Consider the following 24,329-nt stretch of genomic DNA (forward strand, 5'->3'; position numbering starts at 1 on the left):
CTTCGGCGCGACGCGCTTCACGTCAAAAACGGATTGCTCCGCCGCTCCTCGCCGAAACGCCCGCCCGGACCGTGGCCGCAGATGAAGCCGATGTCGTCGCCGAGCGGCAAAAGCTTGTCCTTGATCGAGGCGATGAGTGCCGCATGATCGCCGCCCGGCAGGTCGGTGCGCCCGATCGAGCCGCGAAACAGCACGTCCCCGACATGGGCGAATTTGGCCGCGCGGTTGTAATAGACGACATGGCCGGGCGCGTGGCCGGGGCAATGCAGCACCTCGAAGAGATGCGAGCCGAACGAGACCGTCTCGCCTTCGGTGAGAAACCGGTCGGGCACGCAGTTGCGCACGCCGGCAATGCCATAGCGCTCGCCCTGGTTCTCAAGATTGTCGAGCAACATCCTGTCGGCCTCGTGCGGGCCGATGATCTCGACACCGAGCGCTTCCTTCAACTCCATCGCGCCGCCGGCATGGTCGATATGACCATGCGTGATCCAGATCGCGCCGGCCGATATCGCATTGTCCTTCAGCGCCGCCAGCACCTTGTCGATATCGCCGCCCGGATCGACGACGACACCGTGCTTGTCGTCCATGTCGAACAGGATCGTGCAATTCTGCTGGAAAGGCGTGACCGGCACGATGCCGGCATTGAGCTGACCCATGATCGTCCTTTCGATGTTCTCGCCGTGATGTAGAGGCGCGAGCGAAGGGCGTCCACCCTTGGGATCGGTCGTTCCAAAGCGCGTCGCGTCGAAACGCATTCATGCGGCGCGCTCTGGAAACAGAAATGGGCGGCCGAAGCCGCCCATTTGGCCAGCCCGAGATCGCAGGCTTACTTCTTCATGGCGCCCATGACCGCGCCGATAATGCCGGTCAGGATCGCGCCGCCGCCGGCGCCGCCGACGATGTTCTGCAGGTTGAGCGCGCTGCCCAGACCACTCGTCGCTGCCGCAGCCGCTGCCGGATCGACTGTGCCGCCGAGCAGGCTGCCGAGGATCGCCGCGCCGCCGACGCCGCCAATGGCGCCGCCCAGGATCTTGGGAAGCTGCCCCAGCGCCGCCGTCTTGATCGCCGCGCCGACCGCCTGACCACCGATGATGCCTGTAATGATCTGAACGATGATCGGAAGAAGCGTATTCATGTCCATCTTACCAGTCCCTCCATAGCTGCCAGCCTCCCGGGCCGACACCATCATGGAGACGCTGAATTCGGCGAAAGTCAAATGCAGAAACGCTGAAATAAAAGGGGCGGCCCGAAAACCGCCCCTGCTTGCGTGAAAAGCTGTGACTTTCGTTATTCTGCGGCGATCGCGTGCTTCGGCTGAACGGCCGCAGAATAGTCATTCATCAGAGTCTTGGCGATCTCGCCGACCTCGAATCGGTACGGCCCGATCTCCGAAACCGGGGTCACTTCCGCTGCCGTTCCAGTCAGGAAGCACTGCTCGAAGCCCTCGAGTTCTTCCGGCATGATGGCGCGCTCCACCACCTCCAGGCCGCGGTCCTTGGCGAGGCCGATGACCGTGCGGCGGGTGATGCCGTCGAGGAAGCAGTCCGGCTTTGGCGTGTGGATCCTGCCGTCCTTGACGAAGAAGATGTTGGCGCCGGTGGCTTCCGCGACCTGGCCGCGCCAGTCGAGCATCATGGCGTCGGCATAGCCCTTGGCCTCGGCGGCGTGCTTGGACATGGTGCAGATCATATAGAGGCCTGCAGCCTTCGATTTGGACGGCGCCGTGCGCGGGTCGGGCCGGCGCCACTCAGCCATATCGAGACGTATGCCTTTCAGCTTCTGCGCCGGATCGAAGTAGCTAGGCCACTGCCAGATGGCGATGGCGCAATTGATGCGGTTGTTCTGCGCCGAAACGCCCATCTGCTCGCTGCCGCGCCAGGCGATCGGCCTGACATAGGCATCCTTGAAGCCCTGCTTCTTCAGCAGGGTGCTGGAGGCGTCGTTGAGCTCGGCCACCGAATAGGGGATCTTGAAGCCGAGCAGCCGCGCCGATTCATGCAGGCGCTCGGTATGCTCGTTGAGCTTGAAGATCTCGCCGCCATAGGCGCGCTCGCCCTCGAACACCGCGCTGGCATAGTGCAGGCCGTGGGTCAGCACATGGATCTTGGCCTCGCCCCATTGCACGAACTCGCCATTCATCCAGATGAAGCCGTCCAGTTGATCAAAGGGAACGGATGCCATGGTAACCTCCCGCGGGCGGCAGCCCGCATATCGTTGTTCGTTGCGTGCTCTTGTCGGCCGCGCCAACTGGTTGGGGCGCCTGCCGCTGTCTGGAAAGGTAGGCGGATAATCGTGCTCTGGCAAACTCAGGAAGTTCCGGAAAACCCGGCCTGTCTTGCCTTTTCGTTCGCAATCCGCCCAAAACCTTGTCAAAAATTACCATTGCAGAGAAATTACGTCAATAGTACTGACATAATCTTCCCTGCCCATGGAGAAAAGATGACGGATCGAAGCCGAGCAGCCGGGACACCGATCAGGACCGCGATGTCAATCGAGGATGGCATTGATTTCGCCCTCATCGAGCTGTTTTTCTTCGCCTATCGCGATTTCACCTCGGATCCCGATCAGATCCTGGCCGACTATGGCTTCGGCCGCGCCCACCACAGGGTGCTGCATTTCGTCAACCGCAGGCCGGGCCTGACGGTCGCCGAACTGCTCGATGTCTTGAAGATCACCAAGCAGAGCCTGGCGCGCGTGCTGAAGCAGCTGATCGACACCGACCATGTCGTGCAGTTGCAAGGGCCGCGCGACCGTCGCCAGCGCGAACTGTATCCGACCGCCAAGGGCCGCGCGCTGGCGCTGGCGCTGGCACGGCCACAGTCGCGCCGCATCCATGCTGCATTGGAAGATTCCGGAGCCGCCGAACGGACCCAGGTGGAACGCTTCCTCGAAGCAATGGTCAATCCGGAACTGAGAGCCCAGATCGACGTTGGGTCCGCAAAAATGTCAGGGAAAAGCCATGGAGAGCACTGAACGCGCTGATCACGCGGCCGCACCGGACGACGATGCGCCGCATCTGCTTGTGGTCGATGACGACACCCGCATCCGCAACCTGCTCAAGCAATATCTGACCGAAAACGGTTTTCGCGTCACCGTCGCCGGCAATTCGGGCGAAGCCCGGCGCAAGCTCGCCGGCCTCGACTTCGATCTTCTTGTGCTGGATGTGATGATGCCCGGCGAAAACGGCGTCGACCTGACCAAGGCGCTGCGGGCCGAGAAGAACGTGCCGATCCTGATGCTGACGGCGCTATCGGAAACCGACAGCCGCATCACCGGCCTGGAGGCCGGCGCCGACGATTACCTGCCAAAGCCCTTCGATCCGCGCGAATTGATCCTGCGCATAAACAACATCCTGCGCCGCGGCGGCCCTGCGACCACGCCCAAGGTGGAGCAGCTCGTCTTCGGTCCCTACACATTCCAGATCGCCAGGCGCGAATTGAAGCGTGGCGGCGAGGCGCTGAAGCTGACCGATCGCGAGCAGGAGATCCTGGCGATATTCGCCGCGCGCGCCGGCGAAACCATCCCGCGCCACGAACTGGTCGGCGACGAATCGGATGTCGGCGAGCGCACCATCGACGTCCAGATCAATCGGCTGCGCCGCAAGATCGAGCGCGATCCCTCCAATCCGGTCTGGCTGCAGACGGTCCGCGGTATTGGGTATCGGCTCAGCGTCGAATAGACTACCGCCTTCGGCCTGCCTGACGGCCACGGAGCGAGCGAAAGGTGAATGGCGACCACGGAACTGGAACAGCCGGAATCTGACGGCTTGAGCATGCGCTCCACCCGGCTGCTCAAGAGGGTTCCGCGCGTCTGGAACCGGTTCTGGCGCCTCGTTTCGCTCTATATGCCCAAGCGCCTCTACGCGCGCTCGCTGATCATCGTCATCGCGCCGATGATCCTGCTGCAATCGGTGGTCGCTTTCGTCTTCATGGAGCGGCATTGGGCGACCGTGACGCAGCGCCTGTCGCAGGCGACCGTGCGCGACATCGCCGCCATCATCGACCTGATCGAGACCTATCCGCACGACGCCGACTACGCCAACATCATCCGCATCGCCCAGGACCGTATGCAGTTGAAGGTCGACCTCCTGCCGCCCGACCCGCTGCCGCCGCCTGGGCCAAAGCCGTTCTTCTCCATCCTCGACGACGTTCTCTCCGCTGAGATCACCCGCCAGATCAACCGGCCGTTCTGGATCGACACGGTCGGCAATTCCAACATCATCGAGGTGCGCGTCCAGCTCGAAGGCAAGGTGTTGCGCGTCTTCGTGCGCCGCAGCCAGGCCTATGCTTCGAACACGCACATCTTCCTGATCTGGATGGTCGGTACCTCGCTGGTGCTGCTGATGATCGCTATTCCCTTCCTGCGCAACCAGATCCGGCCGATCCTGACGCTGGCCGAAGCCGCCGAAAGCTTCGGCAAGGGCCGGCCGATGCCGCGTGATTTCCGCCCGCGCGGCGCGGAGGAGGTCCGCCGCGCCGGTTTTGCCTTCATCCAGATGCGCGAGCGCATCGAGCGCCAGATCGAACAGCGCACCGCCATGCTCACCGGCGTCAGCCATGACCTCAGAACCATCCTCACCCGCTTCAAGCTGCAGCTGGCGCTGGCGGGCGGCAAGGCCGAGACCAAGGCCGCGCTCAACCAGGACATCGACGACATGCAGTCGATGCTCGAAGGCTATCTTGCCTTCGCCCGCGGCGAGGCCTCGGAAGACACCGGGCGCTTCGATCTCGAAGCCTATTTCCAGAAGCTGAGCGAGGAAGCTCGGTTGCGCAAATGCAAATTGTCGACGACGCTTTCCGGCGATCCGACCGTGCATGTGCGGCCGAACGCCTTCGCCAGGCTGATGTCGAATGTCATCGGCAACGCCTTCCGCTACGCCAAGACGGTGGACGTGGCCGCCAATCATGGCCGCGGCTCGCTTGTGGTCACCATCGACGATGACGGTCCGGGCATTCCGGCCGAAAAGCGCGAAGAGGTGTTCAAACCCTTCATGCGGCTCGACGAGGCCCGCAATCTCGATGCCAGCGGCACTGGCCTCGGCCTGTCGATCGCCCGCGACATCGCCCGCAGCCATGGCGGCGACATCACGCTCGACGTCAGCCCGCTCGGCGGCTTGCGCGCCGTGATCAAGGTTCCGGCCTGACAGGGATTTTTATCGCGGGAAGCGGAAACCGTTTCCGGACGAGGTCATGCTCGGCCGATTTCATTGGCCCGTCATGAAACCATGCTGAAGAGCGCGCATGAAGCGCGCGACCTCACTTGATTCGAGCCCGCCGCCTCACTTCGATCCCGTGCCCGCCCGGGTACGCTGGAGCGAAGCGAGGGCCGCAGGCTGGTCGCCGTCCCGGCATCGTACCGAGGCAACCGCCGACCTTTCGAGCAAAGGCCCGCCATGCGCATATTGATGGTCACCGACGCCTGGCGCCCGCAGGTCAATGGCGTCGTCCACACGCTGGAGCGGCTCACCGAGACGCTGAAATCGTTCGACGTCGCGGTGGATTTCCTGACACCCAACATCTTTCGCACTTTGCCCTTGCCGACCTATCCCGATATCCGCCTGGCGCTGACCACGCCAGGTCATGTCGCGCGCCTGATCGAGGCCTACAAGGCAGACCACATCCACATCGTCACCGAAGGTCCGCTCGGCATCATGGCGCGGCGCTACTGCCGCAATGCCGGCCGGCCGTTTACGACCAGCTACCACACACGCTTTCCCGAATATCTCAGCGCCCGGCTGCCGGTGCCGGAAAGCTGGGCCTATCGCTGGCTGCGCGATTTCCACAATTCCGGCCAAGGCACGCTGGTCGCGACGCAGTCTCTGGCGGATGATCTTGCAGCGCGCGGCTTCAACAAGCTGAGGCCATGGACGCGCGGCGTCGACACCGATCATTTCCGGCCCGACAAGAGGAAGGATCTCGGCTTCCCCGGCCCGTTGTTCCTCTGTGTCGGCCGCGTCGCCATCGAGAAGAACCTCTCCGCCTTCCTCGATCTCGACCTGCCCGGCAGCAAGGTGATTGTCGGCGAGGGCCCGGAACTGGCGAAGCTCAAGGCGCGCTACCCCGCCGCCCATTTCCTTGGCCACCGCCCCAACGACGAACTGGCCGAAATCTACGCCTCGGCCGACGTCTTCGTCTTTCCGAGCCGCACCGACACTTTCGGCAACGTCATCATCGAAGCGCTGGCCAGCGGTACGCCGGTCGCCGCCTTTCCGGTCACGGGACCGATCGACATCGTCGGCGACGGCTTCGGCGGCGCGGTCTCCAGCGACCTGCGCGAAGCCTCGCTCGCCGCCCTCGATGTCGACCGCGCCCAGGCGCGCGAACGCGCCATGCGCTACAGCTGGAAAGCCTGTGCGGAAATGTTTCTCGATACGGTCCAGGAGGCGCTGGGCACGACGCGGAAGCTGGCCGCCTGACGCTCCCTCTCGGCTAAAACAGCCGCCCGCCGTCCGGCACCTTGCGCTCGATGGCGCCGAGCACCACGGCGCCCTCCTCGTCGGGAAAGCCGAGCGTCAGCACTTCCGACATGAATGGCCCGATCTGGCGCGGCGGAAAATTGACCACCGCGAACACCTGCCGGCCGATCAGCGTCTCGGGCGTATAATATTTGGTGATCTGCGCCGACGATTTCTTCACCCCGATCTCGGGGCCGAAATCGATCTTGAGCTTGAACGCCGGCTTGCGCGCCTGCGGAAACGGTTCGGCCTCGATGATCGTGCCGGCACGGATGTCGACACGATCGAAATCGGCGAAACTGATCTCGGGCTTGCGCTCGCTGCTTGAACTCATGTCGAAGGCATCTTGGTCAGGCGTTGCCGAAAGTCTCGAACAGCACCCCGGCCAGCGCGTCCTTGGCCGATGTGCCGGACCAGACGACGAACTGGAACGCCTGGAAGTAGCATTCGCAGGCCTCCAGCGCCGACGACAGCAGCACCTCCACCTGCTGGCTCGAAGGCTCGACCCCGCCGGCCAGAAGCAGCGACTGGCGGAACATGATCGCGCCTTCCTGCTCCCACAGGTCGAAATGGCCGAACAGCATCTGTTCGTTGATCAGCGACAACAGCCGCATCACTTCCAGCGCGCGCGCCTCCGGCACCTTGATGTCGAAGGCACAGGCCAGATGCAGCGCCTCGAAATCCTCCATCCACGAGAAGGAGACGTGATAGTCGGTCCAGCTTCCGGCGACCGAGATCGAGATTTCGTCGTCGCCGGCCCGTTCGAAGGACCAGTCATTGTTGTGGGCCACCTGCTCAATGACATCCACCGGATGGATTTCGCGGGAGAATTCGAGTTCGAGAAGTTCCATGGAATGCTTCCTGTGTTCAGGGGAGCGCCACACGCTCCGCGGGGCACACACGACGAACAATCTGATCTAGAACTCGGACGGCCAGGACTTCTCGACGCAAAGACCCCAGACCGGACCCCACCGCCCGGCGCATGACCCTGCTCCGAATCATGCAACAAATTCAGTCTATTGATCGGGAGTCGCGTGAACAGCCCAATTTTTCGCGCTGCGTCATTCGCATGTGGAAAGGCGCTGTCACACAGAGTCACGCAATGCCGGTAAGCGATTCACGGCAAAGCGCTTTTCAGGCTGGTGCTTTGTGGAAAAGTTTAACGAATTATTTTTTCGGCCTGGGCTTTGCGGAAGCCGCAGGTGTGGCCTGCCCGGTCAGTTCGGCAAGCCTGGCCTCAAGCGCCTCGATGCGGTCGACAAGGCGAGCATTCTCTTCCCTGGCCTTGGCGGCCATCTCGCGCGCGGCCTCGAACTCCTCGCGCTGCACCACGTCCATCGAATTCAGGATGCGTTCGGCCTGTCCCTTGAAGGCGGTCTCCACCTCGCGCCGCACGCCCTGCGCGGCGCCCGCGGCATCGGTCATCAGCTTGGCGAATTCGTCGAGAATGCGGTTCGGTCCGGTCGACATGGCAAATCCTCGGTTGCTGAAATTGAGTTAGTAGTGCCGCGCGCCGAATGCAAGAACGTTGAGGGTTGCCGTTCCATCTGCGTTGCTGTGGCGCATGGCAGTGCCATTCCTGTAAGAAGCTCCCGAACGGCGCCAGAGCTGTACTTGAGGGCGCAAGCTCGCCTATTGTGTTCTCGTCTCGTATTGCCTCAAGCACACTTCAGTCAGGTCACCAATGGCAACCCCTCCGCGCCGACCGACCAATCCGATGGCAGCCGCCGAAGCTGCCTTCAAACCGGTGAAGAAGCCGGCACCGCCAATTCGCGAAGCTTCGGCCGCGCCGAACGTCCGCGAGCTTGTTTCGATCCGGATCGACCGGGCCGTGCTCGATCATTTCCAGGAAGATGGCCCCGGCTGGCAGGACAGGATCAACGACGCGTTGCGGCAGTTGGTGGCCGCCAAGCCAAGGGATTGAGCTCACCGCCCGCACGGCGCGATGGGCCTGCAAGCGGTGATCCGATCCGATCTTTGAGGCCGACCACCTTGCCTTGACCCCGCCAAAACCCTGCCGCATGGTCCGCGCCAAACGCAACCGAGAGCTCCCCGTTGAACGAATATTTCCTGCTGCCGCTGGCCTCGTTGCCCTTTCCCAACATCGACCCGGTGCTGATTCAGATCGGGCCGCTGGCGGTGCACTGGTACGGCGTCGGCTACATCGTCGGCATCCTGTTCGCCTGGTGGTACGCCAAGCGGCTCGCCGCCAATCCGAAACTCTGGCCCGACGGCATCCTGCCGATGAAGCCGGAGGACCTCGATGATTTCATCATCTGGGCGGCCATCGGCGTCGTGCTGGGCGGGCGCACCGGCTACGTGCTGTTCTATGACCTGCCGCGCTATATCGCGCATCCGCTCGACATCTTCGCCGTCTGGCAGGGCGGCATGTCGTTCCATGGCGGCCTGCTCGGCGTCATCCTCGCCATGACGCTGTTTTCGATCAAGCGCGGCATCCGCACCTGGTCGCTGTTCGACGTCGTGGCCGCTGGCGTGCCGGTCGGTCTTGGCCTCGTGCGCGTCGCCAACTTCATCAACTCCGAGCTCTGGGGCCGGCCAACCGACGTGCCATGGGCGATCGAGTTTCCCAATGGCGGGCCGTTTACCCGCCATCCGAGCCAGCTTTACGAGGCCCTGCTTGAAGGCCTGGTGCTCTTTCTCGTGCTGCGCTTCCTCACCCATTCTCGCCTCAAGCTGAAAACGCCGCGCTTCGTCGGCGGCGCCTTCATCTGCGGCTATGGCCTGTCGCGCATAGCAGTCGAATTCTTCCGCGAGCCCGACCAGCAGCTCGGCTATCTCCTTGGCACCAACTGGCTGACCATGGGCATGATCCTGTCCTCGCCGATGGTGCTGGCCGGCATTTGGGCGATGACGACAGCCAAGCCGGTGCCGCAGTCACGGCCGCAGGCGACATGACGCGGCTGAAGGCACGCATCGTCGATCTGATCGAGGCGACGGGGCCGATCCCGGTCAACGAATACATGGCATTGTGCCTGTTCGATCCCGAGGCGGGCTACTACACCACGCGCGAACCGTTCGGCGCCGCCGGGGATTTCGTCACCGCGCCGGAGATCAGCCAGATGTTCGGCGAGCTCGTCGCCGTTTGGCTCTACCAGGCCTGGCTGGCGGTCGGCCGGCCGACGCCGGTCACCATCGGCGAGATCGGCCCTGGCCGCGGCACGCTGATGAAGGACATGCTTCGCACCCTGTCGCGGCTTGAACCGGCACTGGCCAACGACGCCGCTTTCGCCATGATCGAGACCAGCCCGCGCCTGACCGAGGTGCAGAAACAGACGCTCGGCGCCACACCGTTCTCGATTCGCTGGCACGAGACCATCGATACGCTGCTGCCACAGCCGCTCTTCATCGTCGGCAACGAATTGTTCGACGCCATCCCCATCCGCCAGTTCGTCCGCGTCGGCACTGGCTGGCGCGAGCGCGTGGTCGGCCTCGACGGCGCTGACAATCTTACCTTCTTCGCCGGCGCCGGCTCGCTCGACCCGACGCTGCTGCCCGCCGATGCCGGCGAGGCACCGCAAGGCGCGATCGTCGAAGTGGCGCCGGCGCGCAGCGCCCTGATGGCGACCATCGCCGAGCGCATAGCCGCTCATGGCGGCTCCGGCTTGTTTGTCGACTATGGCCATCTGCGGCCGGGTGTCGGCGACACGTTGCAGGCCCTGCGCCGTCATGATCACGAAGATGTGCTGGCCAATCCCGGCGAAGCCGACCTCACCTCCCATGTCGATTTCGCCGCCCTTGCCGGGGTGGTGCGCGCGCATGGTCTGGACGCCCATCTATCGACGCAGGGCGATTTCCTGCTCGGCCTGGGCATTCTGGAGCGCGCCGGCCGGCTTGGCGCCGACGCCAGCCAGGCGGCACGCGACAAGATCGCTGGCGATGTCGAACGCCTCGCCGGGCCGCAGGCCATGGGCGACCTGTTCAAGGTGCTTGCCATAGTGCCGCGCGGCGTTGCCGTTCGCCCCTTTGCCCAGGCTCCGAGCTCGGATTGACAAGGCGTGACGACGGCCAGTCCGGTTGTGTCGGTAGCTTTTCATGGCCGGCAACTTCTCATGATAGGAATTTTTTCTTGACAGGGTGAAGGCAACTATGGTAGATATTTGGTTATGGTGCTGAGTTGCGCCAGGGACCCGCCGCACAGGCGGGTTTTTCCGTTCAATGCTCCCTCACCGCACAGCGGCGAAGGAACCGTTACCCCGGATTCGTTGCGTTGCCCCTTCGCAACGCCGGATTGACTTTTCATCGTCACCCCTCCCAATCTCCCGTCCGGTAAAAGAGCGGCTGAACGCCGGCCGTCTCGCTTCGGACTTTTTCTTGACGAAACCGCCCACACGGACAACAACGCCCACATGCTGAATCAGACCAAACTGGATCCCGTGCGGTCGCCGCTGCTGGACCTGGCGCAGGCACAAGGCATCCGCCACGGTTATTTCACCCGCGTCGGCGGCGTCTCGCCCGGCATCTATCAGGGCCTCAACATCGGCACCGGCTCGGATGACGACCAGGCGCTGGTCGCCGAGAACCGCCGCCGTGTCGCCGCCTGGATGGGCGTGCCGGCGGACCATCTCCTGACCGCCTGGCAAGTCCATTCGCCTGATGTCGTCGTCGCCAGGGGACCCTTTGCAGGCGAGCGTCCCAAGGCCGACGCCATCGTCACCGACCGGCCGGGCATCGCCATCGGCGCCTCGACCGCCGATTGCGGCCCTGTGCTGTTCGCGGATGCCGCGGCGCGTATCATCGGCGCGGCGCATGCCGGCTGGAAAGGCGCCTTCACGGGGGTGCTCGAGAACACCATTGCCGCCATGGAAAGTCTCGGCGCCAGGCGTGAAAACATCGTCGCCGTGCTCGGCCCCTCGATCGGCCCGGAAAACTACGAGGTCGGGCCTGAATTCGTCGCCCGCTTCGTCGAGGCCGATGGCGAAAATGACAGATATTTCGCGCCTTCGGCGAATCCCGGTCGTTCGATGTTCGACCTCAACCGCTACACGCTGGACCGGCTCGACAGGGCGGGTGTGACCGCGCAAGGTCTCGGCCGCTGCACCTATGCCGAGGAAGATCTGTTTTACTCCTACCGGCGCACGACGCACCGCAAGGAACCCGATTACGGCCGTCAGGTGTCGGCAATTGTTTTGGAGAGTGAATGATGGCGCTGCATTTTGAACGATCCGAATTCGACGCGCGCCGCGACCGGCTGGTGATCGAGATGGCCGAGAAGAAGCTCGACGCCATCCTGCTCTTCGCGCAGGAAAGCATGTATTGGCTGACCGGCTACGACACGTTCGGTTTCTGCTTCTTCCAGTGCCTGGTGGTGAAAGCCGACGGGTCCATGGTGTTGCTGACCCGCTCGGCCGACCTGCGTCAGGCGCGCCACACCTCAATCATCGACAACATCGTGCTGTGGACCGATCGCGATGGCGCCAATCCGGCCGTCGACCTGCGCAATCTGCTGAACGAGCTCGACCTGCTCGGCGCCCGCATCGGGGTCGAATACGACACTCATGGGCTGACCGCCTATAATGGCCGCCGCCTCGACGAGCAGCTGCAGACCTTCGGCCAGATCGCCGATGCATCCGGCATCGTCGGTCGGCTGCGCCTGTTCAAGAGCCCGGCCGAGATCGCCAAGGCCGAGAAGGCGGCGAACCTGGCCGACGACGCGCTGGATGCCGCCTTGCCGCTGATCAAGCAGGGCGGTGACGAGGCGCTGATCCTTGCCGCCATGCAAGGCGCGATCTTTGCCGGTGGCGGCGACTATCCGGCCAACGAATTCATCATCGGCTCCGGCGTCGACGCGCTGCTGTGCCGCTACAAGGCCGGTCGCCGCAAGCTCACCAAGAACGACCAGTTGACGCTCGAATGGGCGGGAGTCTTTCATCACTATCATGCGCCGATGATGCGCACGGTGCTGACCGGCAAGGCCTCGAAGCGTCACCAGGACTTGTTCGACGCGGCCCGTGCCGCGCTGCTGGCGGTCGAGAAGGCGATGACGCCGGGCAACAGTTTCGGCGACGTGTTCGACGCGCATGCCCGTGTCATGGAGGCACGTGGACTGACCAAGCATCGGCTGAATGCCTGCGGCTACTCGGTCGGCGCCCGCTTCACCCCGTCCTGGATGGACATGCCGATGTTCTACCAGGGCAATCCCGAGCCGATCGCGCCGAACATGACGTTGTTCGCCCACATGATCATCATGGATTCCGAAACCGAGACGGCGATGACGCTTGGCCGCACCTATCTCACGACCGAATCACAGCCGAAGCCGCTTTCCCGCCATGATCTCGACTTGATCGTACAGTGAATCCACGATGGGAGGCGTTCTTCGCCAAGGAGTTAGAAGGCAAATGAGACGATCGCAGCTGACGACCGTGTCATTGCTCGTGGTCCTGGCGCTCGCCGCCTGCACCAACGCAAAAGACGTCCTCGAACCCTCCGCCATCACCCCGCCCACGGCCGCGGCGCCGGCCACGCCGGCAACCCAGGGCAGCGCCGCCACCCCGGCGCCCGCTGGCCCTGCCACGACCACGGCGGGCGCTCCAGCAACGACCACGACGTCAGCCACGCCCGCACAGACCGCCGCAATCCTTGCCAGGACGCGCCTGCAGATCGCGCCGATCGTCGGCGCTTCGGTGGAAGCGGCGACGCCGCTGACGGCGGAGTTGCAGACGCGCGCTAGGCAGCGCGGCATCACGCTGGCCGGCAGCGCCGACCAGACCGCGACCCATGTGCTCAAAGGCTATTTCTCGGTGATCTCCGAAGGCAAGGACACCACCGTCATCTATGTGTGGGACGTCTACGATCCCTCGGGCAACCGCCTGCATCGCATCAACGGCCAGCAGAAGGCGACTTCGGCCAATTCCGGCGCCAGCGGGGGCGGCGACAGTTGGAAAGCGGTGGCGCCAGCCACCATGCAGGCGATCGCCGACCAGACCATCGACCAGTTCGCGGCATGGCTCGGCGGCAAGGCGGGCTAGACCATCGGACCCGAATGGAAACGGCCGCGGGGAAATCCGATGCTTGAACAAGGGGAAGGAGCAGCGGCGCCGGGTCCGCTGCCCGGTGTTGCCCATACGCGATGGCGCGAACATTTCCCAGGATTAGCCGGCGGATTTCCAATCACGGTGCTTGCAATAGCCGCGCGGGCCGCTAAAAGCCCGGTTAAAGGGCGTAGGCGAGTCTGTTGGGGCTCTCCATCCTCCACCAGGAACGGTGCATGAAACTCTTCGCGGGCAATTCCAACAGGGTGCTGGCCGAGGCGGTCGCCCGCTATCTCAACATCCCGCTGGGCAAGGCCAGCGTCAGGCGCTTCGCCGACCAGGAAATCTTCGTCGAGATCCAGGAAAACGTGCGCGGCGAGGATGTCTTCATCCTGCAGTCGACTTCCTTTCCGACCAACGATCACCTGATGGAACTGCTCATCATGATCGACGCCTTCATGCGCTCGTCGGCCAAGCGCATCACGGCGGTGATCCCCTATTTCGGCTATGCCAGGCAGGACCGCCGCGCCTCCGGCCGCACGCCGATCTCGGCCAAGCTGGTCGCCAACATGATCACCCGCGCCGGGGTCGACCGCGTGCTCACGCTCGACCTCCACGCCGGCCAGATCCAGGGCTTCTTCGATATTCCGACCGACAATCTGTTCTCGGTGCCGGTCATGGCCCGCGATGTGAAGGCGAAATACAAGCAGCTCGGCAACGTCGTCGTGGTGTCGCCCGACATTGGTGGCGTGGTGCGTGCACGCGCGCTGGCCAAGCGCTTCGACGCACAGCTCGCCATCGTCGACAAACGCCGCGAGCGTCCCGGCGAATCGGAGGTCATGAACATCATCGGCGCGGTCGCCGGCAAGGACTGCCTGCTGATCGACGACATCGTCGATTCCGGCGGCACGCTGTGCAACGCCGCCGATGCGCTGCTGGCTAACGGCGCCACCAGCGTCACCGCCTATATCACTCATGGCGTGCTGTCGGGCGGCGCGGTCGCCCGCATCAGCGGCTCCAAGCTGCAGGAACTGGTGATCACCGACTCCATCCAGCCGACCCAGGGCGTGCTCGACGCCCCCAATATCCGCGTCATCTCGATCGCCGATCTGATGGGCGAAGCCATCTCGCGCACGGCAACCGAGGAATCGGTGTCGAGCCTGTTCGACTAATTGTCGATCCCGGCGGGCGCGTAGCGCAGCAAAACAGATTACAACGTGCAATCAGTGCTCCTGCAATGGACCTCAGACCGAGGGTTGCCGCATCAGCTTGATGCCATCGGCATGCCTCAAGCGGCGATCGGACCGCCTATGCGCCGCGGGTTTTCGCCGGCATCTCGCGCGCCGCGCATATAGCCGCGCGGCGAGGCACCCAGCATGCGCTTGAACATGGTGATGAAGGCCGGCACGCTGTCATAGCCGAGATCGAGCGCCACCCGGGTGATCGGCTCCCCATCGGCGAGCCTCGGCAGCGCCGCGAACAGGCATGCTTGCTGGCGCCATGTCGACAGCGACAGTCCGGTCTGGCGATGAAAGGCGCGCGTGAAGGAGCGTCGGCTCATGCCGGCGGCGTCCGCCCACTCGTCGATCGTCGCGCGCGGCGACGGTGCCGCCACGAAACGCCGGCACAGCGCCGCCAGCCTGGGATCGGAGGGGAACGGCAGGCCAAGCGGCCGCTCCGGCAAAGTCGGAATTTCGTGCAGCAGGAGATTCATGATCAGCCCGCCACGCCCTTCCAGCACGCCGCCTTGCGGCAGTTTTTCCGATTCAACGATCAGGCTGTGCATCAGGTCGGTGACGCCGACGACGCGCAAGCCTTCCGGCAGTCCGGGGATCGCTCCCGGCATGACATAGACCGAGCGCATCGAGACATCGCCCAGCATCTCGACGGAATGCTCGGTGCCCGCGGGGATCCACATGGCGTGATCGGGCGGCACCATCCAGCGCCCGTGCCGCGTCGTCACCAGCACGACACCGACCAGCGCATGCAGCAACTGGCTGCGGCTGTGGCGGTGCCGCGGCACATGGTAGCCGTCGGGATATTCGGTCGGCAACGCCACCGCCGGCCCGGCCACTTGCTCCAGCCATAGCCAGCGACGCTCGTGCAACTGCTCGAGGTCGGCATTGCCAGCGTGAAAAATTTCCCTGCCATGCGGCATAAGCTATGGCCCACTTGCGAAACTATTGGACCAAACCACGAAAGAAGTCGTCCCGCAAGCGGCCTATAAGCCATCCGTTCCCAAGGCGGCCGCAGGAGCGTCCGCCAGCTTGCCCGCGGGTATGCCCGCCAAAAAGACTACGGAGCCTACCTTGACCGATACGACAGCCGTCGCCCCTCCCGCGACCGCCAGCCATGCTTCAGCCCAGGCGACGGCCTTCACCGTCATCCTGGCGGTGAGTTTTTGCCATTGCATCAACGACATCATGCAGTCGCTGCTATCGGCCATCTATCCCCTGTTGAAGGAGAATTACGGCCTCGATTTCTGGCAGATCGGCCTTCTCACCTTCACCTTCCAGGTGACCGCGTCGCTGCTGCAGCCGGTGATCGGCATGATCACCGACAAGCGGCCAATGCCCTATTCCCTGCCCTACGGCATGGCCTCCTCGCTGATCGGCCTGATCGTGCTTGCCTATGCCGGCCACTACACGCTGCTCCTGATCGGCGCTTCGCTGATCGGTATCGGCTCGGCGATCTTCCATCCGGAATCCTCGCGCATCGCCCGCTTCGCCTCAGGCGGCCGCTTCGGCCTGGCGCAGTCGCTGTTCCAGGTCGGTGGCAATTTCGGCCAGTCCATGGGACCGCTGCTGGCGGCATTTATCGTCGTGCCTTTCGGCCAGACCAGCATTTCATGGTTCGCCGTCGGCTCGCTGATCGGCATCGTCGTGTTGTGGCAGGTCGGCGGCTGGTACAGCCGCTTGCGCGCCACGCAGGCGAACCGCAAGACGTCCAGTTTCGTCTCGCCCTTCCCGCGCCGCAAGGTGATGGGGGCCCTGGCCGTGCTGACGCTGCTGGTGCTGACCAAGAACGCCTACATCGCCAGCCTCTCCAGCTACTACACCTTCTACGCCATCCATAAGTTCGGCGTCTCGGTGCAGATGTCGCAGGTCATGCTGTTCCTGTTCCTCGGCGCCTCGGCGCTGGGCATCCTGCTCGGCGGTCCCTTCGGCGACCGCTACGGACAGAAGGCGATGATCTGGTTTTCCATCGTCGGCGTGCTGCCCTTCACGCTGGCGCTGCCCTACGCCAACATGGAATGGACGATGGTGCTGACGGTGCTGATCGGCCTGATCCTGTCGTCGGCCTTCTCCAACATCGTCGTCTTCGCGCAGGAACTGGTGCCGGGCCGCGTCGGCATGATCGCCGGCATCTTCTTCGGCTTCGCCTTCGGCGTCGGCGGCATAGCGGCAGCCGTGCTCGGCATCGTGGCCGACATGAAGGGCATCGACTTCGTCTTCCAGATCTGCTCGTATTTGCCGTTCCTGGGCCTGTTGACGGTGTTCCTGCCCAATATGAAGGAAGCACGAAAGGCCTAGCCTGGGAAAGCGTCTCGACACGTGCGAGCGCGTCGAGGCCTCAGTGCAGGCCGAATTCGCGCAGCAACTCTTCACGGTGGCGCACGAAGCGGCTTTCGCTGCGGTCACGGGGACGCGGCAGGTCGACGGTGATCAGCCGCGCCGCGCCGCCTTTCTCCTTGGGCAGGATCAGCACTCTGTCGGCCAGATAGATCGCCTCCTCCAGATCGTGGGTGACCATGACCATGGTGACGTTTTCCTCGCTCCAGATGCGCGCCAGTTCCTCCTGCATGGAGATCTTGGTCATGGCGTCGAGGGCGCCGAGCGGCTCGTCGAGCAGCAGGATCTCGGGCTGCACCGTCAGAGCCCGGGCGATGCCGACGCGTTGCGCCATGCCGCCCGAAAGCTGCCGCGGGTAAGCATCGCTGAACTCGGCAAGACCGACCAATGCTATGTAGAAGCGCGCCCTCTGCTCGGCCTGCGCCTTGGGCACGCCGCGAACTTCGAGGCCGAAGGCGACATTGCTAAGTACGCTCAGCCACGGCAGCAAGCGCGGTTCCTGGAAGATCACCGCCCGCTCCGCGCCGACGCCTTTTATTTGCTTGCCGTCGATCGCAACGGCGCCTTCATCGGCGATCTCTAACCCGGCAAGGATGCGCAGCAATGTCGTCTTGCCCGATCCGCTGGCGCCGACAATGACCAGGCACTCGCCGGAGCGGATGTCGAGATTGAGCGAACGCAGCACGGCGAGCGAGCGCCCGCCGAGCGCAAAGGACTTCGACAGGTCGCGGATCGTGACCTCGCCGCGTGCTGTGGCCATGCTGGGTGCCTCCTTGCTCAATTGGTCTTGCTTTCGCCTGGCCGGTAGAGGATGTCGGCAGCCTTGAGCTTGCCTCTCGGCAGGCGGCCGTCGCGCTCGAGCACAGCCACCCAGAAGTCGATGTCGCGGTCGGTCGCCACCGCCTTTTCGCGCAGACCGAAACCCGTCCAGTAGCGCGCCAGTTCGCCGTTCTCGCCGCGTTTGTCGAGGATTTCGGCCAGCACCTCGCGGGCCTCGTCGGGATTCTGCCGCGACCAGTCGGCCGCACGCGCGGACTGTTCGACGAAGTTCTTGGCGGCGTCGCGATTGGCGGCGATGAAATCCCGCCGCAGCACGACGAAGCCGCCCGCGATCTCGCCCAGCACGTCGGCGTCGTTGAACACGCCGCGCACACCGCCATTAGCCACAAGGGCGCCCGCGAAAGTCGCCTGCCAGTAGCCGAGCCCGGCGACATCGACCTGATGCGAGCGCAACGTCTGTTCGAGTTGCGGCCCGGGCACCACGACGAGCTTGGCGACGTCCGGCGGAAGGCCGACGCTGTGCAGCGCCTCACGCACCGCGTAATCGAGATGGGCGCCGAGCGTGTTGACCGAAATCGTCTTGCCGGCGATGTCCGCGATCGATCTGATCGGGCTGTCCTCCAGCACATAGAAGACGCTTTTGACCTGGCTGTTGATGCCGTTGCTCGGATAGGCGGCGACGAAGTCGTTGCCGCCGGCGATCGAGTTGATCACGGCCGGCGTGGCGGCCGAACCCAGGTCGACGCTGCCGGAGGCGAGCGCGAACAGCGATTCCGGGCCGCCGCCGGCATAGCCGACATTCTCAAGCTCAATGCCGAGGCCCTTGAAGTAGCCGAGTTGGTCGGCGAGCTCATGCGGAGAGATGCCACCGCGGCTGGCGAGATAGCGTATCTTGACGGAAGCGGCCTGCGAGCGCGCGATCGACGGTAGCCCGACGGCGATGATGCCGGCGGCAAGAGGAGCGCGCAGAAGCAGGGAGCGGCGTGTGATGGTCATGATCCGGCCTTTCACTTTTCAAAAAATGACGATGATGGGGGCGGCTGTTCAGCCGGCGGAACTGCTCCAGCGGCAAAGCCGCCGCTGCAGGCTGACCAGCACCTGGTTCGCGATCAGGCCGAGCGCGGCCAGGATGACGATGGACGCGAACATCAGCGGGATCTGGAAATTGTACTGCGCGTTCATCACCTGGAAGCCGATGCCTTTGTTGGCGCCGATCATTTCCGAGGCGATCAGCAACAGCAGCGCGGTGGTCGCGCCGAGCCTCAACCCGACGAAGATCGAAGGCACGGCGCCCGGCAGCACGACGCGGCGGAATATGGTCAGCCGCCGGGCGCCGTAGACGCGCGCCATTTCGAGCAGCTTCGGATCGACCTCCTTGACGCCGCTGATCGTGTTGAGCAGCAGCGGAAACAGCGTCGCCCAGAAGATGACGAACACTTTGGAGGCCTCACCCAGACCCAGGAGCAGGATGAAGACGGGATAGAGCGCCAGGGCCGAGGTCTGCCGGAACAGTTGCAGGATCGGATCGAGCGCCGTCTCGACGCTGCGGGTCTGACCCATGACGAGGCCGAGCGGGATGGCGACCGTAGCCGCCGCGGCGAAGGCGAGGCCGGCGCGCTGCAGGCTGATGGCGATGTCGCCGAGCAGGCTGCCCCCGGCGAGGCCCTTCCAGAGCGCTACGACGATCATGTCGATCGGCGGCAATACCGCGGCATTGACCCAGCCGCCACTCGCCGCCGCCTGCCAGAGCGCCAGGAACCCCAAAAGCACGCCATAGCGCGACAGCAGACGCGTGAGGGTTCGGCCAGCCAGGCTCAGAATATCGGCGCCGAGCCCGTTGCCGTTTTCATGCGCGCCGATGCCGGTCGGCCGTTCAATGTGCTGCAAAGTCATCGTCATGCCTTTCGCTTCAACGCATCATTCGGCGGCGAGCACGGTCGAACGGGCAACCGTCCAGGGGTTCTGCGGCCGCTTGAGGCCAAGATTCTCGCGCAGCGTCCTGCCCTCGTAAGCTGTACGAAACAGGCCGCGCCGCTGTAATTCGGGGACCACCAGGTCGACGAAATCGTCTAGCGCGCCGGGCAGCCATGGCGGCAGGACGTTGAACCCGTCGGCGGCTTCGTTGCTGAACCATTCCTCCAGCTGGTCGGCGACCTGAATGGCGCTGCCGATCACGGTGTAGTGGCCTCGTGCGGTCGCGACCCATTGATAGAGCTGGCGGATGGAGAAGTTGTGCTCGTCGGCGATCTGGCGGATCAGCGCCTGGCGGCTCTTCATGCCTTCGGTTTCGCGGCTCGGCGGCAGCGGTCCGTCGAGCGGATAGCCCCTGAGATCGAGCGTCTGCCCGGCAAGTCCGTTGAGCAGCGCGACGCCGTCCTCGGGCAGGATCAGGTCGTTCAATTGCTGATACTTGGCTCGCGCCTCTTCTTCGGTGCGGCCGACAAAGGGCGCCACGCCCGGCATGATCAGCACCTGTTCGGGATCGCGGCCGGCCGCCGCCACGCGGGCCTTGATGTCGCGATAGAATTCCTGCGCGGAGGCAAGGTTCTGATGCGCGGTGAAGATGACCTCGGCCGAGGCGGCCGCGAGCTTGCGCCCATCCTCGGACTGGCCCGCCTGCACGACCACGGGGTGGCCCTGCACCGGGCGGGGCACGTTGAGCGGCCCTTTGACACTGAAATGCTCACCCTTGTGGTCGATGTCGTGAAGCTTGTCCTTGTCGTAGAAGCGGCCCGTTTTCTTGTCGCGGATAAAGGCGTCGTCCTCCCAGCTGTCCCACAGCGCCTTGACCGTCTCGACATGCTCATGCGCTCGTGCGTAGCGCTCGGCATGGTTGGGCTGGATGTCGCGGTTGAAGTTGCGCGCCGTGTCGTCGCCCGCCGAGGTGACGACGTTCCAGCCGGCCCGGCCATTCGACAAGAGGTCGAGCGAGGCGAATTTGCGGGCAAGCGTGTAGGGCTCCTCATAGGTGGTCGAGGCCGTGGCGATGAATCCGAGATGCGTCGTCAGCGGCGCCAGCGCCGCAAACAACGTCACCGGTTCGAAACCCGCGATCTTGGCGTTGCCGCCTTCACGGGCGCCAAGCCCGACCGTCAGGTTGTCGGCGAGGAAATAGGCATCGAACAAGCCGCGTTCGGCGGTCAGCGCGAGCTGCTTGTGAAACTCGAAATTGGTCGCGCCGTCGGCCGGAGCGTCGGGATGGCGCCAGGCGGCGACATGCTGGCCGCCACCGGGTAGAAAGGCGCCGAGCTTGATCTGTCTTGATTTGATGGTCATGGCTGGGTCCCTTTGTTCGAAAACCATTTGGAGTTCAGGCGGCGAGGCCGACGCTGCGTGCCGTCCCGACGACGCGGGAAACCTCGGCAACCGCCTGCCGGGCGCGGGCATGGATGGCCTCCGACACCAGGACGCCGTCGGCGAAATCCCTGTCCGATGCGTAGATCGCGGTCGGCACGGTCAGCGCCTCGAAAAAACCGAACAGCGGCCGCAGCTGATGTTCGACGATCAGCGAGTGGCGTTCGCCGCCGCCCGTCGCGGCAAGGATGACCGGTTTTCCGCGCAGCGACGACGGATCGAGCAGATCGAACAAATGCTTGAAGAGCCCGGTATAGCTGCCTTTGAAGGTCGGCGACCCCGCGACCAGCACGTCGGCGCCGACCAGTTGTTCGATGATGGCGCGGGCCGCCGGATCGAGATCGCCGAGGCGCCGAGCCGCGGGCAGCGACGGACCGAGATTTTCAATGTCGTATATAGCCGAGGTCGCCCCGATGCGGTTCGCCGTCTCGCCGGCGATATGGCTGATAAAGGCCTTGGTCTTCGATGGGCGGGTCAGGTTGCCGGATATTCCCACCACCAGCTTGTTCGTCATCGGGCTCTCCTCGCGGTCCTTATTCATTAAGACTACCAATTTTGTAGAATTAAATGAGCGAGAAGATTTCAAAACTGGCGGAATAGAGAGATTGAGTTTGCGCCGCGGCGCCCTTCAGTGGTTCGGCAGATGCGCGGTTTCGGCCAAGGGCGTCGCCATTCTCGGACGCCAGGCCGACGAGCGACAGATCCAGGTCGACCCGACCGCCGCCGCAAGCTGCCCGTCCACTGCAACGCCCGAATGAGACCCCGACCGAACGCTCGGGCATGACGCTGGCCGAACTCGATGCCTGAACCGAGAGATCCAGGCGCTGTGCGCGGCGTTGACGAGCGATCGTTGGCCACACCCGCGCCTGGCAGCCGTTCCGACGGTGAATTGTGCGGGGCGAGGATCAAATCGACGACCCGCCGTGCGGGTCGGCGGGACCTGAGCCAAGACTGATCAGGCGGATTTCAGCACGGTGAATGGGCGCTTGACGGTCCGTTTAACCTGGAAACTCCCGGCCGGAGCGGGACGGCCGACATGAAAACCCTGGACCTTGTCGATGCCGAATTCGCGCATGAGAGCCATCTGCTCGTCCGTTTCCACCCCTTCGACCAGGATTTTGTGGCCGCGGTTTCGGACCAGGGCGACAATGTCCTGGAGCATTGCCTTGCCGTTCGGGGTGGCGCAGTCGTGAAGGAAGGAGCGGTCGATCTTCACCGTATCGAAATCGATCAGGCGAAGCCACGAGAGGCCAGCGAAGCCGGTGCCGAAATCATCAAGCCAGATCTTGATCCCCAGCAGCTTCAGGTCGCTGATGCAGCGAAGAATGTCCGAGTGCATCTCCATCTCCAGCCCCTCGGTGATCTCGAAGGCCAGCCTGTTGCCGGTTACGCCGGTCTCGCCCAGGATGGTCGCGACCGACGCCGCGAAGCCGGGGGTCTTGAGCTGAATCGGAGAGACGTTGACGCTGACGACGCGCACATGATCGTGCGCCAGGAGCTCGGCGCAAACAGTCCTGATGGCCCAGCGCCCGAGTTCCAGGATGGCGCCGGTTCGCTCCGCTACGGGAATGAACAGGCTCGGCGGAACCGATGTGCCGTCCAGCATTTTGAGGCGCATCAGGGCCTCCACCGCTTCAACCCGGTCCGTCGCGACATCCTGGATAGGTTGATAAACGAGTGAAACGAGATCCTGGCCGATCGCGATCTTCAGCAAAGCCGCAATGTTCTCGCTCTCGTCGCTGCTCTGGGGATCGGTTGGGTCGAACAGCCGGGCACAGTTTCGACCGCCTGCCTTTGCCAGATAGAGTGCGCGATCGGCCTCGTGGATGATCTTCTCCAGCTTGGCACCGGTCTGCGTCCTGGTGAATGCAGCGCCAACGCTTACCGTCACAACCGAGATACCGTCGCGCCGCAATTCGTGGGTAAGCGCCAGGTTCTCGACGGTGCGGCAAATGGCTTCCGCGATATCTATGATCTGATCCTTGTTCTCCATGCGGGCCAGGACGATGAATTCTTCACCGCCGTAGCGGCCGATCGAGCCATTGTATTCCCTGATCATATCCCGGAGGGCATTGGCGACATGGATAAGGCAACGGTCGCCTTCCTGGTGGCCGTAGCAGTCATTGAACTTCTTGAAGAAGTCCACGTCGATGAGCATCGCCACGAAACTGGTACCGACCCTTTGCCACTCCCCCCAGTAGTCCCTGAGCTTTTCATCGATCGCCCGTCGATTCTCCAGACCCGTAAGCGGATCGGTCCGCGACAGCCGCAGCAGGGCCTTGCCGCGTTCGGTGGCTTCCTTGTGCTGGATTTTGGCTTCCAGCGCGTTCAGGAAGACGTTGTAGCGCTCCTCGTTCAGCTTCCAGTTCACATAGGACGTGAATGTGAAACACGAAACGTAGAAGGCGCCAAATACCATCTTGTATGTTACCGTGGCGGGCACAAAATAATTCACGGCATACAAGACACACATGATGATGGTTGATGTCACGATCGATAGATTGAAACTGAATGTGAAGAATAGATTTGCACTCATCATGAAGATGGTGCCGAATACCATATAGTAGGCGACGCTTTCCTTGTCCGCGCTCATAAAGGCCGGGAACAACCAGCCGATATAGCCGAAAATGATGGCCCCGGCGCAAGTCACGTCGAGCCATTCCGTGGCCACTCCCCGGCGAAGTTGCGCCTCCAGGATCGACAGTGCGGTCACGCCGACGGCGAAGCGCGCCATGATCGTATAGGCCGCCACGTCCGGGATCAGCAGCAGATCCGTTGCCGAAAACAGGAGATAGATGGCCACGGCGATCCAAAGCCCAGGCCGGGCTTCCAGTCTTCGCTTCGCCTGGGCTTCCCTTCGGTAAAGGACGCGGAGCTCGTCGGGCCCCGGCTCGTAGCGGGCTTCGTACGGCTCTACATGCGCCATGTCGGCCAGTCTGGATGACACGCGTTCGCTCTCGACAAATCCTGGTTGAAGGGGATTTTGCGTTCCAAGTTCTTTTTTGGCTTCTGCCCCCACGCGGGCCAACTCCTTGGACGCGACGGCGACTGCGCACCTCGCACGACAATGCAACGGCGCGAAACAAATTTCGGTTAATTCAGGCCGGGAATCCAATGCGGCAGGTTTTAACGCGCGAACATGGTTGGCGGGAAATTAAGCATACCGTTAAAATGCGTTCG

26 protein-coding genes are annotated in these 24,329 nt (G+C 63.6%); 13 read left to right on the top strand and 13 right to left on the bottom strand.

Features of this window, described 5'->3' with window-relative positions:
• Positions 1 to 17: 17 nt before the first annotated feature.
• The 3 genes from FJ951_RS19775 to FJ951_RS19785 all read right to left on the bottom strand — a co-directional run bounded on the left by FJ951_RS19775 (position 18) and on the right by FJ951_RS19785 (position 2,181).
• Positions 18 to 656, bottom strand: a complete 639-nt coding sequence (locus FJ951_RS19775; RefSeq protein ID WP_140496004.1) for an MBL fold metallo-hydrolase — start codon at positions 654 to 656, stop codon at positions 18 to 20.
• Positions 657 to 826: 170 nt separating this feature from the next.
• Positions 827 to 1,141 (bottom strand): hypothetical protein, encoded by a 315-nt coding sequence (locus FJ951_RS19780; RefSeq protein ID WP_140496005.1) that lies wholly within the window; start codon positions 1,139 to 1,141, stop codon positions 827 to 829.
• A 146-nt stretch (positions 1,142 to 1,287) separates the two neighbouring features.
• Positions 1,288 to 2,181, bottom strand: a complete 894-nt coding sequence (locus tag FJ951_RS19785; RefSeq protein ID WP_140496006.1) for a branched-chain amino acid aminotransferase — start codon at positions 2,179 to 2,181, stop codon at positions 1,288 to 1,290.
• Between the two features lie 258 nt (positions 2,182 to 2,439).
• Between FJ951_RS19785 and FJ951_RS19790 the strand changes: the two genes are divergently transcribed.
• From FJ951_RS19790 to FJ951_RS19805, 4 genes are all read left to right on the top strand, one after another.
• On the top strand, positions 2,440 to 2,973 hold the full coding sequence (locus tag FJ951_RS19790; protein WP_181165219.1) for a MarR family transcriptional regulator: 534 nt from the start codon (positions 2,440 to 2,442) through the stop codon (positions 2,971 to 2,973).
• Positions 2,960 to 3,679 carry a response regulator transcription factor gene (locus FJ951_RS19795; RefSeq protein ID WP_140496007.1) on the top strand — a complete coding sequence of 240 codons (720 nt, stop codon included), beginning with the start codon at positions 2,960 to 2,962 and terminating at the stop codon, positions 3,677 to 3,679. Before FJ951_RS19790 ends, FJ951_RS19795 begins: the two co-directional genes overlap by 14 nt.
• A 48-nt stretch (positions 3,680 to 3,727) precedes the next feature.
• Entirely contained in the window at positions 3,728 to 5,143 is a 1,416-nt protein-coding gene (locus FJ951_RS19800) for an ATP-binding protein (protein WP_140516876.1), read from the top strand.
• Positions 5,144 to 5,392: 249 nt separating this feature from the next.
• Positions 5,393 to 6,415 carry a glycosyltransferase family 1 protein gene (locus tag FJ951_RS19805; RefSeq protein WP_140516878.1) on the top strand — a complete coding sequence of 341 codons (1,023 nt, stop codon included), beginning with the start codon at positions 5,393 to 5,395 and terminating at the stop codon, positions 6,413 to 6,415.
• 13 nt (positions 6,416 to 6,428) lie between these two features.
• On the opposite strand, the gene FJ951_RS19810 is transcribed toward FJ951_RS19805, so the two are convergent.
• From FJ951_RS19810 to FJ951_RS19820, 3 genes are all read right to left on the bottom strand, one after another.
• Entirely contained in the window at positions 6,429 to 6,788 is a 360-nt protein-coding gene (locus tag FJ951_RS19810) for a tRNA-binding protein (RefSeq protein ID WP_140496010.1), read from the bottom strand.
• 16 nt (positions 6,789 to 6,804) lie between these two features.
• Positions 6,805 to 7,305, bottom strand: coding sequence for a YbjN domain-containing protein (locus FJ951_RS19815; protein WP_127855850.1), 501 nt, complete (start codon positions 7,303 to 7,305; stop codon positions 6,805 to 6,807).
• A gap of 316 nt (positions 7,306 to 7,621) precedes the next feature.
• Positions 7,622 to 7,924 (bottom strand): accessory factor UbiK family protein, encoded by a 303-nt coding sequence (locus FJ951_RS19820; RefSeq protein WP_140516880.1) that lies wholly within the window; start codon positions 7,922 to 7,924, stop codon positions 7,622 to 7,624.
• 214 nt (positions 7,925 to 8,138) lie between these two features.
• Between FJ951_RS19820 and FJ951_RS19825 the strand changes: the two genes are divergently transcribed.
• The 7 genes from FJ951_RS19825 to FJ951_RS19855 all read left to right on the top strand — a co-directional run bounded on the left by FJ951_RS19825 (position 8,139) and on the right by FJ951_RS19855 (position 14,615).
• A complete protein-coding gene (locus tag FJ951_RS19825; protein WP_031250360.1) occupies positions 8,139 to 8,378 on the top strand; it encodes a BrnA antitoxin family protein in 240 nt (79 codons plus the stop codon).
• Between the two features lie 131 nt (positions 8,379 to 8,509).
• Positions 8,510 to 9,370 carry a prolipoprotein diacylglyceryl transferase gene (lgt, locus tag FJ951_RS19830; RefSeq protein ID WP_140496012.1) on the top strand — a complete coding sequence of 287 codons (861 nt, stop codon included), beginning with the start codon at positions 8,510 to 8,512 and terminating at the stop codon, positions 9,368 to 9,370.
• Positions 9,367 to 10,464, top strand: coding sequence for a class I SAM-dependent methyltransferase (locus FJ951_RS19835; RefSeq protein ID WP_140516882.1), 1,098 nt, complete (start codon positions 9,367 to 9,369; stop codon positions 10,462 to 10,464). Before lgt ends, FJ951_RS19835 begins: the two co-directional genes overlap by 4 nt.
• Before the next feature lie 357 nt (positions 10,465 to 10,821).
• Entirely contained in the window at positions 10,822 to 11,616 is a 795-nt protein-coding gene (gene pgeF / locus FJ951_RS19840; RefSeq protein WP_140516884.1) for a peptidoglycan editing factor PgeF, read from the top strand.
• Complete coding sequence (locus tag FJ951_RS19845) at positions 11,616 to 12,767, top strand: Xaa-Pro peptidase family protein (RefSeq protein WP_140516886.1); 1,152 nt, start codon at positions 11,616 to 11,618, stop codon at positions 12,765 to 12,767. Before pgeF ends, FJ951_RS19845 begins: the two co-directional genes overlap by 1 nt.
• Positions 12,768 to 12,810: 43 nt before the next feature.
• A complete protein-coding gene (locus tag FJ951_RS19850) occupies positions 12,811 to 13,440 on the top strand; it encodes a hypothetical protein (protein WP_140516888.1) in 630 nt (209 codons plus the stop codon).
• 239 nt (positions 13,441 to 13,679) lie between these two features.
• A complete protein-coding gene (locus FJ951_RS19855; protein WP_019860650.1) occupies positions 13,680 to 14,615 on the top strand; it encodes a ribose-phosphate pyrophosphokinase in 936 nt (311 codons plus the stop codon).
• Between the two features lie 116 nt (positions 14,616 to 14,731).
• On the opposite strand, the gene FJ951_RS19860 is transcribed toward FJ951_RS19855, so the two are convergent.
• Positions 14,732 to 15,601 carry a helix-turn-helix transcriptional regulator gene (locus FJ951_RS19860; RefSeq protein ID WP_140496018.1) on the bottom strand — a complete coding sequence of 290 codons (870 nt, stop codon included), beginning with the start codon at positions 15,599 to 15,601 and terminating at the stop codon, positions 14,732 to 14,734.
• A gap of 151 nt (positions 15,602 to 15,752) precedes the next feature.
• On the opposite strand from FJ951_RS19860, the gene FJ951_RS19865 reads away from it, so the two are divergent.
• The gene (locus tag FJ951_RS19865; protein ID WP_140666080.1) at positions 15,753 to 16,976 is read left to right on the top strand and encodes an MFS transporter; all 1,224 of its coding nucleotides are present in this window, start codon (positions 15,753 to 15,755) and stop codon (positions 16,974 to 16,976) included.
• Between the two features lie 40 nt (positions 16,977 to 17,016).
• On the opposite strand, the gene FJ951_RS19870 is transcribed toward FJ951_RS19865, so the two are convergent.
• The 5 genes from FJ951_RS19870 to msuE are packed head-to-tail and all read right to left on the bottom strand — an operon-like array spanning position 17,017 to position 21,663.
• Positions 17,017 to 17,775 (bottom strand): ABC transporter ATP-binding protein, encoded by a 759-nt coding sequence (locus FJ951_RS19870; protein ID WP_140516892.1) that lies wholly within the window; start codon positions 17,773 to 17,775, stop codon positions 17,017 to 17,019.
• Positions 17,776 to 17,792: 17 nt separating this feature from the next.
• A complete protein-coding gene (locus tag FJ951_RS19875) occupies positions 17,793 to 18,791 on the bottom strand; it encodes an ABC transporter substrate-binding protein (RefSeq protein WP_140516894.1) in 999 nt (332 codons plus the stop codon).
• A 48-nt stretch (positions 18,792 to 18,839) separates the two neighbouring features.
• Entirely contained in the window at positions 18,840 to 19,688 is an 849-nt protein-coding gene (locus tag FJ951_RS19880) for an ABC transporter permease (protein ID WP_140496422.1), read from the bottom strand.
• A 24-nt stretch (positions 19,689 to 19,712) separates the two neighbouring features.
• Positions 19,713 to 21,071, bottom strand: coding sequence for an LLM class flavin-dependent oxidoreductase (locus FJ951_RS19885; protein WP_140516896.1), 1,359 nt, complete (start codon positions 21,069 to 21,071; stop codon positions 19,713 to 19,715).
• A gap of 34 nt (positions 21,072 to 21,105) precedes the next feature.
• Positions 21,106 to 21,663, bottom strand: coding sequence for an FMN reductase (gene msuE / locus FJ951_RS19890; RefSeq protein ID WP_140516898.1), 558 nt, complete (start codon positions 21,661 to 21,663; stop codon positions 21,106 to 21,108).
• A gap of 91 nt (positions 21,664 to 21,754) precedes the next feature.
• Here msuE and FJ951_RS28510 point away from each other — a divergent pair, with 91 nt between their 5' ends.
• Positions 21,755 to 21,907, top strand: coding sequence for a hypothetical protein (locus tag FJ951_RS28510; RefSeq protein WP_181167704.1), 153 nt, complete (start codon positions 21,755 to 21,757; stop codon positions 21,905 to 21,907).
• A 197-nt stretch (positions 21,908 to 22,104) separates the two neighbouring features.
• On the opposite strand, the gene FJ951_RS19895 is transcribed toward FJ951_RS28510, so the two are convergent.
• Positions 22,105 to 24,075, bottom strand: a complete 1,971-nt coding sequence (locus tag FJ951_RS19895) for an EAL domain-containing protein (RefSeq protein WP_140517000.1) — start codon at positions 24,073 to 24,075, stop codon at positions 22,105 to 22,107.
• Positions 24,076 to 24,329 lie beyond the last annotated feature (254 nt).

This window comes from Mesorhizobium sp. B2-2-3 (assembly GCF_006442405.1).
In the GTDB taxonomy this organism is placed as follows: Bacteria; Pseudomonadota; Alphaproteobacteria; order Rhizobiales; family Rhizobiaceae; genus Mesorhizobium.